Origin of the sequence: Streptomyces shenzhenensis (assembly GCF_003688995.1) — a bacterium.
GTDB classification, from domain to species: Bacteria; Actinomycetota; Actinomycetes; order Streptomycetales; family Streptomycetaceae; genus Streptomyces; species Streptomyces shenzhenensis_A.
Genome location: NZ_PENI01000011.1, coordinates 16,658 through 30,461, shown reverse-complemented (window position 1 = coordinate 30,461; position 13,804 = coordinate 16,658). Strand labels below are relative to the sequence as shown.

Genomic DNA, 13,804 nt, shown 5'->3' with positions numbered 1-13,804 from the left:
GCGGCACCCCGTCCCGCACCACCCGTATGGAGGAGGCACCGTGGCCATCTCGGTGTTCGACCTGTTCTCGATCGGCATCGGCCCGTCCAGCTCCCACACGGTCGGCCCGATGCGCGCGGCAGGCATGTTCGCCCGCCGGCTGCGCAACGAGGGCCTGCTCGGCACCGTGGCGTCGGTCCGTGCCGAGCTGTACGGCTCACTGGGCGCGACGGGCCACGGCCACGGCACGCCGAAGGCCGTGCTGCTCGGCCTGGAGGGCGCCGCGCCCCGGACGGTGGATGTGGAGGGCGCCGACCAGCGGGTGGCGGACATCCGGGAGTCGGGCCGGCTGCTGCTCCTCGGCGAGCACGAGATCGCGTTCGACGCCGACGCGGACATGGTCCTGCACCGCCGCAAAGCCCTGCCGTACCACGCCAACGGTATGACCCTGTGGGCGTACGACGCCGGGGGTACCGAGGTGCTGAGCAAGACGTACTACTCGGTGGGCGGTGGCTTCGTCGTCGACGAGGACGCGGTCGGCGCCGACCGGATCAAGCTCGACGACACGGTGCTCAAGTACCCCTTCCGCACGGGCGACGAGCTGCTGCGGCTGAGCCGCGAGACCGGGCTGTCGATCTCCTCGCTGATGCTGGAGAACGAGCGCGCCTGGCGCACCGAGGAGGAGATCCGCGCGGGTCTGCTGGAGATCTGGCGGGTGATGCGGGAGTGCGTGGCGCGCGGCCTGTCCCGTGAGGGCATCCTGCCGGGCGGCCTGAAGGTGCGGCGCAGGGCCGCCGTGTCGGCCCGTCAGCTGCGCGCCGAGGGCGACCCGCTCGCGCACGCGATGGAGTGGCTCACGCTCTACGCGATGGCGGTGAACGAGGAGAACGCGGCCGGCGGGCGGGTCGTGACCGCCCCGACGAACGGCGCGGCCGGCATCATCCCGGCGGTCCTGCGCTACTACCTCGACTTCGTGCCCGGCGCCGACGAGGACGGCGTGGTCCGTTTCCTGCTCGCGGCGGGCGCGATCGGCATGCTGTTCAAGGAGAACGCGTCCATCTCCGGCGCCGAGGTCGGCTGCCAGGGCGAGGTCGGCTCCGCCTGCTCCATGGCGGCGGGCGCCCTCGCGGAGGTGCTGGGCGGCAGCCCCGAACAGGTCGAGAACGCCGCCGAGATCGGCATGGAGCACAACCTCGGCCTCACCTGCGACCCGGTCGGCGGCCTGGTCCAGATCCCCTGCATCGAGCGCAACGGCATGGCCGCCGTCAAGGCCGTCACCGCGGCCCGCATGTCCATGCGCGGCGACGGCTCCCACAAGGTCTCCCTCGACAAGGTCATCAAGACCATGAAGGACACGGGCGCGGACATGTCAGTCAAATACAAGGAAACAGCCCGCGGCGGCCTGGCGGTCAACATCATCGAGTGCTGAGGGAGCGTCCCTCCGTACTCGCACCGGCAGATGAGCCATGTCCGCCCACGTCGAAGCCCTCGTCGTGGCGGACCTCGCGGGCAGGGGTGCCTGGGCCCGGAGGGGCTGGTCGGCGATGGTCCGCCGCGCCGGGGTTACGCCCGGGAGTCCGGCAGTTGCTCCGGCGACGCCTTTGCGAGGGCCTGGCGCACTGCCTCGGTGTCCGCCCGCAGACCGTACACCGGAGTGCCCGGCTGCTGACGCCAGGACTCGTCGATGCCGCCCGCGTCCACCGCGTCAAAGCCCAGCTCGTCGATCAGGACGCGCACGGCCCGCTCGGCCGCCCCGTCGAGCAGCCCCGACGGCAGGTCTGGGGCCGTGACCACGACGGTCTGCGCGCCGCTGGCCGCCTCCGCGGCCGGAACGGGCGTCGTGCCGGGCTTCCGGGCCGGGTCGGTGAGGGGGTGCGGAACGCGGGAGTCGGCGACGGACACGTCGTGGCCGAGGGCGGTGCGCCGCCGATGATGCCGATCTTCATGACAGACCGGCCGGCAACGCTCGCGGTCAGTACGCCTGGGGTCCGCCGAACGGGTCCTCCAGTTCCGCGCGCAGGACGTTCGCCGCGGTCTCCGCGTCCCCGTCGGCGATCGCACGGGCCAGGGCCGCATGGGCGTCATGGCCGGTGGCCGGGTCCTCGACGCGCTGTCCGGTCAGCGCCAGCAGGTCGGCCAGGCCCTCCCGGAGCACCGGGGTGAACTCGGCGAACAGATCGGCGAGCACGGGGTTGTGCGCGGCGGCGACCACAGCCGCGTGGAAGGCGATGTCGGCGTCGACGAACGCCCGGTCGTCCGCCGCGGCGGCGGCCCGGCGGCCGTCGAGCGCGACCCCGATCGCCGCCACGTCCTCGGGGGTGCGCCGGGCGGCGGCCAGCCGGGCCGCGTGCACCTCGACCGCCATGCGGACCTCGTAGACATCGGTCACCGCGGCCCGGCGCAGCCGAGTCGGCCAGTCCTCGACGGGCTGCGTCGCGACGACGAACACACCCGCGCCCTGCCGGGGCCGCACCAGCCCGGCCCCGGTGAGCGCGCGCAGCGCCTCGCGGACGGTGGAGCGGCCCACGCCGAGTTCCCCGGCGAGGGTGGTCTCGCCGGGCAGCCGGGTGCCGACGGGCCAGTGGCCGGCGGCGATCTGCTCGCGCAGGCGGGCGGCGGCCTGCTCCACCAGGGGGCTGGGGCGGACGGGACCTAGGGCCATGGACTGTCACCAACTCGTCGGGCGCCGGAGCGCACAGGAGACTCTCACTTGTCTGAGGACCTGAGGAGTGGCTAGCGTACCCCCGTGACGCTTCGCGGTCCGCTTCTCCTCGGCTGCCGCGGCGGGGCCTGACGCGACCGGCACCCCGCCGCGGAGCGCCGTGCCGCCGGTCACCGTCCGACCGAGCCGAAGGGCACCACCCGACGATGACCACCGTCCTGACTCCGCGCTGGAATCCGCAACGCCCCAGCCCCATGCCGTACCACCGCCACCGGGCCTGGCCTGCCGCCCGCCTGCCCCGGACCGGCGGGTCGGCGGACGCCGGGTACGTCGTCGAGGTCCTGGAGACCGTCGCGAGCGGGCCGTTCGCCCTCGCGGAGTGCCGGGTGGGCGCCCGCACGGTGCCGGGGGTGCGCCGGTGATCGTCCTGCGCGCGGAGGACGTGCACGTCGTGCGCGACGGCCGGCCGATCCTCCAGGAGGTCTCACTGACCGTGCGGGCGGGCGAGCACTGGGCGCTGCTCGGCGCCAACGGCGCCGGGAAGTCCACCCTGCTCGGCCTGCTCGGCGCCCTGACCCATCCGACACGGGGCACGGTCGAGGTGCTCGGCCGCCGCCTCGGCCGGGTCGACGTACGGGAGTTGAGGTCGTACGTGGGACACGTCGACCCCCGCCACCCGCTCACCGAACCGCTGACCGTGCACAGCGTGGTGCTGACCGGGCTGACCAACTCGGTGGCCCCGCTGCCCCGCTGGCGGCCGACGCCGGAGCAGGAGGCGCGGGCCGACCGGCTCATCGACACGCTCGGGCTGGCCGGCCACCGCGAGGCCCGCTGGCCCACGCTCTCCCAGGGGCAGCGCGGCCGGACCCTGATCGCGCGGGCGCTGATGCCCGAGCCGCGGCTGCTGCTCCTGGACGAGCCGGCCACCGGGCTCGACCTGCCGGGCCGGGAACATCTGCTCGGCGCGCTGGACACGCTGCGCCGGGAGCATCCGCGGCTGGCGACGGTGCTGGTCACGCACCATCTGGAGGAGCTGCCGGCCGGCACCACGCACGCGCTGCTGCTGCGCGACGGGCGCGGTCTCGCGCAGGGCCCGGCGGCGGACGTGCTCACCGGTGACCGGCTCGGCAAGTGCTTCGACCTGCCGCTGGTCCTGGAACGCCACGGCGGCCGCTGGAACGTGCGCGTCGAGCGCCCGGCATGAGAACGGGGGCGCCCGGCCGGGCGCCCCCGTTCCGCTCAGGTCACTTGTTCAGGTAGGCCCAGAACTCGTCGAACGACAGCACCTTGTCGCCGTTGAGGTCACGGGTCTTGATGATGACCTCGGCCACCGCCTCGGTGACGTTCCAGTCGCCCCCCTGGGCCAGGGCGGTCTTGAACTCCGCGGCGGTGATGAAGCCGTCGCCGTCCGCGTCGATCCGCTCGAAGTGCTTGCGTGCCTCGTCGATGTCCGCCACCGATCCGCCCCTTTTGCTCGTGTTTCTCGTGCCGTGTCGGCGTAGTGCCGCGGGTCAGATTAACTGCCGGCGCGCGCCCGCAGCGCGGTGACCACCCACGCGAACTCCTCCTGGTGCCGCGGGGGCTCCTCGTGTCCGGCGACGGCGGCGGCCAGCTCGCGGTAGCGGGCGACCTGGGTGCCGAGGTCGATGCGGCGCAGCACCGCCGCGTGGTCCGCGCCCTCGCCCAGCAGCTCGGTCAGCACGGCGTCGGCCTCCGGGCCCTCGGGCGCGGCGCCGCGCGCCCGCGCGGCGCCGACCAGGTCGACGAGGCGCCGGAAGAACCACAGGGACGCGCCGGCCGGGGTGTCCGGGCCGCGGTCCGCCGCGTTGATCTCGATGTTCCGGCGCATCGCGGCCCGGAAGTCCGGGTCCTGGAGCAGCTCGGCCAGCTCCACCCAGGCGTCGACCTGGTCCGGGGTCGGGTCGTCGGGCAGGCTCACCCCGGTGTGCCGCATCCGCTCCCGGATCGCGGGGTCGGCGGTGTCCAGCCCGCGGAAGGTCTCCTCCACGAACTCGTCCACGATCCGCCGCCGTTCGGCGGCCGACAGCCGCGCCAGCTTGTTCATGAGCGTCATCTCCGCTGCGGTCGAGCCACGTCGCGCCACGGTCGACAGCACCGCCCGGGTCACCCTCAGCGAACGTATCTGGGCGTCGAGGGCCGCCACGTGAGCGGCCGCGACCTCCGCCACCGTCCGCTCACCGGACAGCACCTCACGCACCTGTGCCAGGCCGAGGCCCAGTTCGCGCAGGGTGCGGATCAGTTCGAGGCGGGCGACGGACGCGGCGTCGTAGAGCCGGTAGCCGCCCGCTGAGCGGGCCACCGGGTCGAGGACGCCCTCGTCGGACCAGTAGCGGATGGTGCGCACGGTCAGCCCGGTGGACCGGGCCAGCTCACCGATGGTGAAGAGACCGGTGCCGTCGTACGGGGGGTGTCCCCCCGGATGGTGCCGCATGTCTGCGAGTCTGGGCCCTCCAGCGGGTGGAGACACAAGGAGTCCCGGGAGGGCGGGCGTGACACAGACCCTGCGGGACCTGCTCGACGCGGCGGCCCGGGGCGTCTTCCCGCCGGACGACGGCGGCACGACCGTGGTGCCGCAGCACGCGCACCGCCATGCGGGGGTGATCGCCTTCACCGCGCACGCCGTGGTGTTCACGGACGAGGACGAGCGGTGGGTGCGCGGGGCGCTCGCCGCGGTGGACTGCGATCCGCTCGCCGCCGCCCTGCATCCGCGCTTCCTGGTGGACTTCATGGCGCGCACGGGGCGCGTCCATGACACGGTCGACGCGCTGCTGGTCGGCGCTCCCCTGCCGGACCGGCCGCCGCTCGCGCTCCGGGAGATCGCGGACTCCGGTCATCCCCGGGTCGCCGCTGCCCGCGGGCACCGCGACCAGGTGCGCGCCTGGGCGGCGGACGGCGGGGTGGTGGCGCTGGGCCGCGGGGTGGCCGGGCGGCTGGAGGTGTCGGTGGAGGTGGCCGAGGGGGCGCGCCACCGGGGGCTGGGGCGGGACCTCGTGGCGGCGGCGCTGCGGCTCGCCGACGAGCCGGTGTGGGCCCAGGTGTCGCCGGGGAACGCCCGCAGCCTGCGGGCGTTCCTGGCGGCCGGCTATCGCCCGGTGGGGGCGGAGGCGCTGCTCAGTGCCACGGCACGTAGTGCGGATTGCTCCGGCAGTCGTTCATGATCTCGGTCTTGGTCGTCCTGTCGACCGGGCAGACGCCGATGATGTACTTCCGCTGGATGCCGCCGGGGAAGGCGACCTCCACCTGGTCGGCCCACTTGTGGGTGTCGCCGATGGTCTTGTTCACGTCGACGCCGCCCGGGGCGTCGACGTAGTAGTTGTAGCCGGACTTGTACCAGGTCTTGTACAGGTCGTGGTCGTACGTCGTGGAGACGTACGGCGAGGGCTGGTTGACGAGGACGTACCGCTCGACGTCGTACTGCCCGTTCACCACGTCCTTGGGCCGGAAGCCCTGCTCGAAGACGACGGACGGGGCGCGGCTGTCGCTGCGGTACAGGGTGCCGCACGTGGTGCGCCACACCGGCTTCGGCGTGATCCGGTCGATGTCGACGCGGCGGTCGGCGGCGGCCTTGATCCGGTCCTCGAACCGGGGGCAGGCCGGGGCGGCCTGGGCGGCGGCCCGGGCGGGCGCCTTCGCGGGGGCCGAGGCGGCCGGGGCGGCGGCCGTCGTGGCGAGGACGGCCGCGAGGGAGAGGGCGGCGGCGGTGACGCGGCGCCGCGGACGAGTGCTGGTCATGCGGAGCACGATCCCGGTTCCGGGGTCATGGAGCCGGGATCGTCACCCCATCGGGGGCGTGTCCAACTGACCGGTTCTCAGCGGAAGATGCCCGTGTGTCCGAGCGAGTAGCGGCCCGGCTGCGGATAGACGGCGAGTCCGTGCGGGCCGCTGCCGACCTTGATGCGGGCCAGCTGGGCGCCGGTGCGGGTGTCGATGGCGTACACCTCGGAGTTGTAACGGCCGGACAGCCACAGCACCTTGCCGTCCGCGGAGACGCCGCCCATGTCGGGGCTGCCGCCGCCGGGCAGGCGCCACTTGCCGGTGAGCTTGCCCCGGCCGAAGTCGAGGAGGGAGATGGTGCCCTCGCCCCGGTTGGAGATGTACATCGTGCGGGAGTCGCGGCTGACGTACAGGCCGTGGCAGCCGTTGCCGGTGGCCAGGAACCGCGGCTTGTCGAAGGCGTCGCCGTCCAGGATCCACAGCCCGTTGGCCTTCATGTCGGCGATGTAGAACAGCTTGCCGTCGGGCGACATCTTGACGTCCTGGGGCATCGCGCCCTGCAACGGCAGCTTCTGCTGCGCGACGACCTCCATCCGCGCCGTGTCGACCTTCAGCAGTTCGCCGCTGAACTCGCAGGAGACGATGAAGTAGCGGCCGTCGAGAGAGAAGTCGGCGTGGTTGACGCCGTAGCAGCTGACCGGGACGGCCTTCGCGGTCTTCATGGTGTGCGGGTCACGGAAGACCAGCTGGCGGTCGAGGGAGGCCATGACGATCGCGTACTTGCCGTCGGGTGTGAAGTAGAGGTTGTACGGGTCGTGCACGGAAACCGGCTTGCCCGCCTTCCCGGTCCTCGGGTCGATGGGGGTCAGGGAGTTGCCCCGGTCGTTGTTGACCCACAGCGTCTTCAAGTCCCAGGAGGGCACGACGTGCTGGGGCTGGACGCCGACCGGGATCGTCTCGATGACCTTGTACGTCGTCGGGTCGATCACGGTGACGGTGTTGGAGTTGGTGTTGGGGACGTAGATCCGGGACTGGAAGTCCTTGGCCACCGGGGAGAGCAGGCCGGGGCGGTCGGCGGCGTAGACGTCCTTCGGGTCGAGCACCGGCGGCATGCCGGGCAGTCCGTCGCCCTGCTGCGTCGACCGGGCGGGAACGGGCGCCGAGGGGGTCGCCGGGTCCGTGCGGTGCTCGTTGTCGCTGCCGCAGGCGGACAGCAGGGTCAGGGCGGACAAGGCGGACAGGGCGGCACCGGCGGCCAGGCCGCGGGCGGCGAGGGTGGGTTGCATCAGCTCAGCAGCTCCGTGGTGGTGACCGCGTGCAGTCCGCGGCGGTCGAGTTCTTGCAGGACGTCGGGGAGGGCGGTCACCGTGTCCGGGTAGCCGAAGTGCAGGCTGACCACCGATCCGCCGGTGACCTCGGCGAGGACCTTGCGGGTGACGGCGGGTGCGCCCGGCCGGGTGTAGTCGAGCGAGTCGACGTCGTACGACAGCACGTGCGGGTAGCCCGCGGCGCGGGCCAGCCGCTCGACCAGCGGGGAGGCGGTCGGGGCCCGGGACGGGCGGAACCAGCTGCCGATCGAACCGGTGAGGCGTGTCAGCCGGTCCGCGCAATCGGTGATCTCGGCGCGGGCGTCGGCCTCGGTCATGGTGTTGATCGAGACGTGCCGCTGGGTGTGGTTGCCGAGGTCGTGGCCGCCGTCGAGGATGCGGCGGGCCAGCTCGGGGTGCTCGTCGAGCCAGCTGCCGACGGCGAGCACGGTGATGCGGGCGCCGCGCCGCTCGGCCTCGGTGAGCAGGGCGCGGGCGAGCGCCGGGTCGCCCTGGCCGTGGAAGGTGAGGGCGACCCGGGGCCGGTCGCGCGGGCCGTGGGTGATCTGGGCGGGCTGCCGGGGGAAGGCCCGGGGCGCGGGGGCGGCGCGGGACGTGGTCTTCGCGGGGCCGGGCGAAGGGGTGGCGGTCGTGGTGGGGCGGGTGGGGACGGGCTGCCCGGAGCCCGCTGCGGACGCGCACCCGGCGGCGAGGACACCGCCGGTGACGAGCCCGGCACCCGCCCGCAGCGCCCCGCGGCGGTCGGTCGTGGTCACGCGCACCATTTAAGGGGTATTAGGCAGAAAAAACGCCGATTGCGCCCATCGAGGGACAGTTGTCGGGTCGCCCCGCACAGCGCCGCGTACGCCCGTGGTGGCGGGCGGGCCGTCAGCGGTCGGCCACCCGCATCTCGAACCAGGTCGTCTTGCCGCGCGGCAGCAGGTCCACGCCCCAGCGGTCGGACAGCGTGTCCACGAGGAACAGTCCACGGCCGCTGATGTCCAGCTCCTGAACCGGCATCAGACAGGGCAGTCCGCGGGAGGGGTCGCGGATCTCGACCCGGATCCAGCCACGGCGACGGCGCAGGCGCAGGCCGAAGACGCGGGCGCCGGTGTGGCGCACGGCGTTGCCGACGAGTTCGGAGACGAGCAGGACGGCGTCCTCGGTCAGCTTCGGGGTCAGCCCCCACTGGCGCAGGACGACGACCTGGGCGAGCCGGCGCGCGGTGGCCGCCGACTCGGGGCGGGACGGCAGCGGGACCTCGGCCTCGGCGGGGTTGCCGAACAAGTCCAGTGCTCTGAGGGCCCGTTCGTCCTCGACCGCGGGCGACCAGCGCGCCGCGGTCGCACGGCCGTGTCCCCGCGGCTGTCCCATGCCCTCCAGGCCCGCCATGCCCCCATCATGGCCGCCTCGGGCGCCGTCCGTGGCCGTTCCGGGGGAAAACACCCCTGGAGAGGTTCCCGCATGCAACATCCGTTCGGCATATACCACCGGCATCTCAGGGCTGATGGCAGCCCTGTTGACCTGCGGAAAGGGTTCACTCCCGGGCAAGAGACGGGCCTCCTCGACAAGGCAGGCTTAAGACTGCCTTAAGGCTGCCATAGTCCGCCCCGTCGGGGGACCCGGATGAGACATCGCGTCAACTGCAAGTGTTTCCGCCGGTATACCTCAGCGGAACTTGGCCTTGCCCGGGCCCTCCTCCACGAAGCTGCGCATGCCCCGCTCGCGGTCCTCGGTGGCGAACAGCCCCGCGAACCAGGTCCGTTCCACGGTGAGCCCGGTGTCGAGGTCCGCCTCGAGGCCGGTGTCGATCGACTCCTTCGCCGCGCGCAGTGCGATCGCCGGTCCCTGCGCCAGCTTCGCGGCCCAGGCGTGCGCCTCGGTGTAGACGTCGGCGGCCGGGACGACCCGGTCCACCAGGCCGATGGCCAGCGCCTCGTCGGCCTTGACCTGACGGCCCGTGAAGATGAGGTCCTTGGCCTTGGCGGGGCCGATCAGCCGCGGCAGCCGCTGGGTGCCGCCGGCGCCCGGGATCAGGCCGAGCAGGATCTCCGGCTGGCCCAGCTTTGCGTTGTCGGCGGCGATGCGGTAGTCGGCGCACAGCGCCAGCTCGCAGCCGCCGCCGAGCGCGTACCCGGTGACGGCCGCGACCACCGGCTTGGGGATGCGGGCCACGGCGGTGAAGGAGTCCTGCAGACCGCGGGCGCGCAGGACCATCGCGGCGTGGTCCATGGCCCGCATCTCCTTGATGTCCGCGCCCGCCGCGAACACCTTCTCGCCGCCGTAGAGCACCACGGCGCGCACGTCGTCGCGGCGCGTGGCCTCCTCGGCGAGTTCCCTGATCCGTTCCTGCACGGCGACGTCCAGCGCGTTCATCGGCGGCCGGTCGAGCCGCAGCGTACCGACGCCTTCGGCGACTTCCAGATGTACGGTCATGCTCCGCAGGTTAGCGGTCGTTCACGCACCGTGGGCCACCCGAGACACCGCCGAGGTAGATGGCGCGCGCCCCGTGACTGCCATGGCGGCCGCCGACAGGCGCTCACACGCCGTGGGACGAGCGGGACGCCGCAGGCTCGCCACCACGGTCGGGTACCCGTCCCCCCAAGCCGGCAGGCGCTCACGCGCCATGGGGCGGGCGGGACACCGTCGGCTCACCACCGCGGTAGATGGCGCGCGCCCCGCAACTGGCGGGGCAACCGCCGACAGGCGCTCACGCGCCACGGGGCGAGCGGGACGCCGCAGGCTCGCCACCGCGGTCGGGTACGCCCGCCCCCAAGCCGGCAGGCGCTCACGCGCCACGGAGCGGGCGGGACGCCGTCGGCTCGCCGCGCGGTGCGCCCGCCCCACGCGCGGCGGAACCGGAACCTCCCCACCACCGCACAGACCCACACAGCCGTAACCGGCGCGGCAGCCGCCGGCAGGCGTTCACGCGCCGTAGGCCGGGCAGGACGCCGTCGGCTCACCACCCCGGTGGGATGCCCGCACCCGCGTGGCAGAGCCGCACAGCGCTACGGCGCCGCGTCCCTGATGGAGCGCGCGGGAGAACCACGCCGCCGGGGGGCTCCTGCTCCCCGCGCAGACTCATGCAGCCGGGCGCGGTAGCTGCCGGCAGGCGTTCACACGCCGTAGGCCGGACGGGACGCCGTCGACTCGCCCGCAGGGTGGGGTGCACCCGCCCCGCAACTGGCGTGGCAACCGCCGCAGGCCTTCACGCGCCGCAGGGCGGGCGGGGCGCCGTCGGCTCACCACACCGGTGGGATGCCCGCACCCACGCGGCGGAGCCGCTGCGGCGCCGTGCCTCTGATGGAGCACGCTGAAGGGCGCGGCAGCCGCCGGCAGGCGTTCACGTGCTGTCGGCTCGGCGGAAACGGGAACTCCGCGTCACCGTGCAGACCCACGGAGCCGCCGGCAGGGGGTTCGGTGTTATGCCGTCCACTGTTTCCAGGTCATGTTCCAGCCGTTGAGCCCGTTGTCCGGGGCCACCGTGCGGTCGTCGGAGTTCTTCACGACCACCACGTCGCCGATCATCGAGTGGTTGAAGAACCACGCCGCCGGGGCGCTCCCGTCCCCGCCGCCGCGCACATCGCGCAGGCCCACACAGCCGTGGCTGGCGTTGTAGTTGCCGAAGGCGCCGCCGCCCCAGTAGTTGCCGTGGATGAAGGTGCCCGAGGTGGTCAGGCGGATGGCGTGCGGCACGTCCTTGATGTCGTACTCACCGCCGTAGCCGACGGTCTCGCCGTTCATCCGGGTCACCGTGAGCTTCTCGCTCATGACCATCTGCCCGTTCCAGGTGTCGTAGCCGGGCTTGCCGGTGGTGACCGGGATGGTCCTGACGACCTTGCCGTCCTGGGTGACCTTCATCGTGTGCTTCCTGGCGTCCACCACGGAGACCTGGTTGCGGCCGATGGTGAACTTCACGGTCTTGGCCTGCTTGCCGTAGACGCCCGGCCGGCCCTCGACGCCGTCGAGGTTGAGCCGGACGGTGACCTTCGTGCCCGCCTTCCAGTACTTCTCGGGACGGAAGTCCAGGCGGTCGTTGCCGAACCAGTGGCCCTCGACGGCGACGGCCGGCTCGGTCGTGATGCTGACGGCCTTCTCGACGTCCCCGGGGTGGGTGATGCCACGGGTGAAGCGGAGCGAGAACGGCATTCCGACGCCGACCGTGGAGCCGTCCTCGGGAGTGAAGTAGCCGACGAAGGTGTTCCGCGGTGTCAGCGTGGTGAAGCTGGAGTCCTCGGCGGCCTCGCGGCCCTCGGCGTCCTTGGCGACCGCGTGCACCGTGTACTTGGTGGCGGCGGCCAGATGGGTGGCGGGCTGCCAACCGGTGCCCCCACCGGTGAGCGTGCCGTCGACCGTCCTGCCCTTGGCGTCCTTGACGACCACCTCGGTCAGCCTGCCCTTGGCCGCGGCGACCTTCAGCGCCCCGCTCGTGCCGACCGACTTGGCGCCGTCCTCGGGGGCGATGGTGACGACGGCCTGCGACTGCTTGCTCTGCTGTGTCGAGGAGTCCTTGCCCTTGCCGTCCTGGGAGCCGGACCCGGAGTCCGCCCCTCCACCGCCGCACGCGGTGACGGCCATGAGCAGGACGCCGGCTATGAGCGCCGGCAGCCCGTGCCGCCTCCGTCCACCGCCCTCCGGATCCGTCCGCCGCCCCGCGTCAACCGACGCCCCCGATATCGGCCGCACGTTCAACTCTGCTCCCCTCGCCGGGCCCTGGTCGGGCCCCCGCCCCGGTACGTCCCCGCGCACTCTGGCGCATAGTAACCGCAGGATTTTGAGCTACGTGTCAGGCAAAGGTCACCGTTCCGTCGCAACTTCCGCCGGGGGCGGCCACCTCGTCGGCCGCCCCAACCGGTCTCCCCACCCTGTTATTTGACCGCGCCGCCCGCCTTCCACTCCTTCCACCGCATGTTCCATCCGCCGAGGCCGTTGTCGGGAGCGACCGTCTTGTCGTCGCTGTTGACCACCTCGACGACGTCACCGATGAGGCTGCGGTCGAAGAACCAGCCCGCGGGCGTGCTCGAACTGACGCCCTGGACATCGCTCAGCCCCACGCAGCCGTGGCTGACGTTGACCACCCCGGGGGCTTCCGGAGACCAGTAGTTGCCGTGCACAAAGGTCCCGGATTCGGTGAGCCTCATGGCGTGCGGGACGTCAGGGATGTCGTACTCGCCACCGAAGCCGACCGTATCGCCGTTCATGCGGGTGACCTCGTACATCTCCATGACCACCATCTTCCCGTTGTACGTGGTCTTCCCCGGGGCCCCTGCCGTGATCGGCACCGTGGACAGCAGTTTGCCGTCGCGCCGTACCTGCATGGTGTGCGCCGTCGCGTCGACCAGCGAGATCTGGCTGCGGCCGACGGTGAACTCGACCGTCTTGCGCTGCAGTCCGTAGACGCCGCGCGCCCCTTGGACGTCGCGCAGCGCCAGATCGACGCTGACCTTGGTGCCGGGCTTCCAGTACTTCTCGGGGCGGAAGTCGAGCCGGTTCTTGCCGAACCAGTGCGGGCGGATCTCGACGGCGGGCTTCGCCGTGACGCGGACGGCGCGTTCGACGGCGGCGCGGTCGGCGATCTCCCGGTTGAAACTCAGCGAGACGATCATCCCGGTGCCCACGGTGGAGCGGTTCTCCGGGGTGACGTACGCGATGAACCGCTCCGCCGGGACCTGGGTGGTGAACTCGGTGTGCCGGGCCGAGCGGCGCCCGTGCCCGTCCAGGGCCACGACGTCCACCGTGTACTTGGCGGCGAGCGCGAGCGCCCGTTCGTCCGGCTCCCAGACCATGCCGTCGCCGATGATGCGCCCGGCGACCTGGGTGTCCTGGGCGTCCTGGTGCTTGACCACCCGCACGGACTCCAGGCGTCCGCTCGTCACCCGTACCCGTAGCCGTTCGCCGGGGCGCACGTTCTTGCCGCCGTCGTCCGGGGAGACGCGGATGGCCTCTTCGGGGGTCTGTGGCTTGCCGAACACCCGGTCGATGCCGAGGTCGTCCGCGCCGTCCGAGGTGCAGCCGGCGGCGCCCGCCAGCAGCCCTGTCCATGTCAACACCGCGGCCAGTGCGGCCGTCGCGCGCCGTGCGCGCCCATGTGGATGCCTCACGCGTGACTCAACGACGGCCC

The 13,804-nt window shown here is 72.8% G+C and carries 14 protein-coding genes and 1 pseudogene; 4 read left to right on the top strand and 11 right to left on the bottom strand.

The genetic code is table 11. The annotated features are described in order from the left end of the window. The first annotated feature begins 40 nt into the window (after nt 1–40). Nucleotides 41–1,408, top strand: coding sequence for an L-serine ammonia-lyase (locus CTZ28_RS18700; protein ID WP_121890650.1), 1,368 nt, complete (start codon nt 41–43; stop codon nt 1,406–1,408). Nucleotides 1,409–1,542: 134 nt separating this feature from the next. Here CTZ28_RS18700 and CTZ28_RS18695 read toward each other — a convergent pair. Continuing rightward, nucleotides 1,543–1,908: pseudogene (locus tag CTZ28_RS18695) on the bottom strand (hypothetical protein); the annotation flags it as partial. Between the two features lie 43 nt (nt 1,909–1,951). Then, the gene (locus tag CTZ28_RS18690) at nt 1,952–2,641 is read right to left on the bottom strand and encodes a FadR/GntR family transcriptional regulator (RefSeq protein WP_121890648.1); all 690 of its coding nucleotides are present in this window, start codon (nt 2,639–2,641) and stop codon (nt 1,952–1,954) included. Nucleotides 2,642–2,847: 206 nt separating this feature from the next. Here CTZ28_RS18690 and CTZ28_RS46615 point away from each other — a divergent pair, with 206 nt between their 5' ends. Continuing rightward, nucleotides 2,848–3,063, top strand: coding sequence for a hypothetical protein (locus CTZ28_RS46615; protein ID WP_147481168.1), 216 nt, complete (start codon nt 2,848–2,850; stop codon nt 3,061–3,063). Next, entirely contained in the window at nt 3,060–3,845 is a 786-nt protein-coding gene (locus CTZ28_RS18685; protein ID WP_121890646.1) for an ABC transporter ATP-binding protein, read from the top strand. Before CTZ28_RS46615 ends, CTZ28_RS18685 begins: the two co-directional genes overlap by 4 nt. A gap of 40 nt (nt 3,846–3,885) precedes the next feature. Here the strand turns inward: CTZ28_RS18685 and CTZ28_RS18680 are convergent, their stop codons facing one another. Both CTZ28_RS18680 and CTZ28_RS18675 read right to left on the bottom strand, forming a co-directional pair. Then, entirely contained in the window at nt 3,886–4,098 is a 213-nt protein-coding gene (locus tag CTZ28_RS18680; RefSeq protein ID WP_121890644.1) for an EF-hand domain-containing protein, read from the bottom strand. Between the two features lie 59 nt (nt 4,099–4,157). Further along, nucleotides 4,158–5,093, bottom strand: a complete 936-nt coding sequence (locus tag CTZ28_RS18675; RefSeq protein WP_121890643.1) for a MerR family transcriptional regulator — start codon at nt 5,091–5,093, stop codon at nt 4,158–4,160. Between the two features lie 58 nt (nt 5,094–5,151). On the opposite strand from CTZ28_RS18675, the gene CTZ28_RS18670 reads away from it, so the two are divergent. After that, nucleotides 5,152–5,820, top strand: coding sequence for a GNAT family N-acetyltransferase (locus CTZ28_RS18670; protein ID WP_121890641.1), 669 nt, complete (start codon nt 5,152–5,154; stop codon nt 5,818–5,820). Here the strand turns inward: CTZ28_RS18670 and CTZ28_RS18665 are convergent. From CTZ28_RS18665 to CTZ28_RS18635, 7 genes are all read right to left on the bottom strand, one after another. Next, nucleotides 5,774–6,394, bottom strand: coding sequence for an ADP-ribosyltransferase (locus CTZ28_RS18665; RefSeq protein ID WP_121890639.1), 621 nt, complete (start codon nt 6,392–6,394; stop codon nt 5,774–5,776). The two genes, CTZ28_RS18670 and CTZ28_RS18665, sit on opposite strands and share 47 nt — an antisense overlap. Before the next feature lie 77 nt (nt 6,395–6,471). Then, complete coding sequence (locus CTZ28_RS18660) at nt 6,472–7,662, bottom strand: YncE family protein (RefSeq protein ID WP_121890637.1); 1,191 nt, start codon at nt 7,660–7,662, stop codon at nt 6,472–6,474. After that, nucleotides 7,662–8,468 carry a polysaccharide deacetylase family protein gene (locus tag CTZ28_RS18655; protein WP_121890635.1) on the bottom strand — a complete coding sequence of 269 codons (807 nt, stop codon included), beginning with the start codon at nt 8,466–8,468 and terminating at the stop codon, nt 7,662–7,664. The genes CTZ28_RS18660 and CTZ28_RS18655 overlap by 1 nt, the downstream gene beginning before the upstream one ends. A 103-nt stretch (nt 8,469–8,571) precedes the next feature. Continuing rightward, nucleotides 8,572–9,075, bottom strand: coding sequence for an ATP-binding protein (locus tag CTZ28_RS18650; RefSeq protein ID WP_121890633.1), 504 nt, complete (start codon nt 9,073–9,075; stop codon nt 8,572–8,574). A gap of 276 nt (nt 9,076–9,351) precedes the next feature. Beyond that, a complete protein-coding gene (locus CTZ28_RS18645) occupies nt 9,352–10,119 on the bottom strand; it encodes an enoyl-CoA hydratase/isomerase family protein (RefSeq protein ID WP_121890631.1) in 768 nt (255 codons plus the stop codon). Nucleotides 10,120–11,106: 987 nt separating this feature from the next. Continuing rightward, nucleotides 11,107–12,375 (bottom strand): L,D-transpeptidase, encoded by a 1,269-nt coding sequence (locus tag CTZ28_RS18640; RefSeq protein WP_398656223.1) that lies wholly within the window; start codon nt 12,373–12,375, stop codon nt 11,107–11,109. 176 nt (nt 12,376–12,551) lie between these two features. Next, a complete protein-coding gene (locus CTZ28_RS18635) occupies nt 12,552–13,784 on the bottom strand; it encodes a L,D-transpeptidase (protein ID WP_121890627.1) in 1,233 nt (410 codons plus the stop codon). Between the last annotated feature and the right edge of the window lie 20 nt (nt 13,785–13,804).

What these genes read in the sequence shown, in the direction of transcription:
- CTZ28_RS18690 (WP_121890648.1), bottom strand. Translation starts at nt 2,641, where the DNA reads ATGGCCCTAGGTCCCGTCCGCCCCAGCCCCCTGGTGGAGCAGGCCGCC.
- CTZ28_RS46615 (WP_147481168.1), top strand. Translation starts at nt 2,848, where the DNA reads ATGACCACCGTCCTGACTCCGCGCTGGAATCCGCAACGCCCCAGCCCC.
- CTZ28_RS18675 (WP_121890643.1), bottom strand. Translation starts at nt 5,093, where the DNA reads ATGCGGCACCATCCGGGGGGACACCCCCCGTACGACGGCACCGGTCTC.
- CTZ28_RS18665 (WP_121890639.1), bottom strand. Translation starts at nt 6,394, where the DNA reads ATGACCAGCACTCGTCCGCGGCGCCGCGTCACCGCCGCCGCCCTCTCC.
- CTZ28_RS18660 (WP_121890637.1), bottom strand. Translation starts at nt 7,662, where the DNA reads ATGCAACCCACCCTCGCCGCCCGCGGCCTGGCCGCCGGTGCCGCCCTG.
- CTZ28_RS18655 (WP_121890635.1), bottom strand. Translation starts at nt 8,468, where the DNA reads ATGGTGCGCGTGACCACGACCGACCGCCGCGGGGCGCTGCGGGCGGGT.
- CTZ28_RS18650 (WP_121890633.1), bottom strand. Translation starts at nt 9,075, where the DNA reads ATGGCGGGCCTGGAGGGCATGGGACAGCCGCGGGGACACGGCCGTGCG.
- CTZ28_RS18645 (WP_121890631.1), bottom strand. Translation starts at nt 10,119, where the DNA reads ATGACCGTACATCTGGAAGTCGCCGAAGGCGTCGGTACGCTGCGGCTC.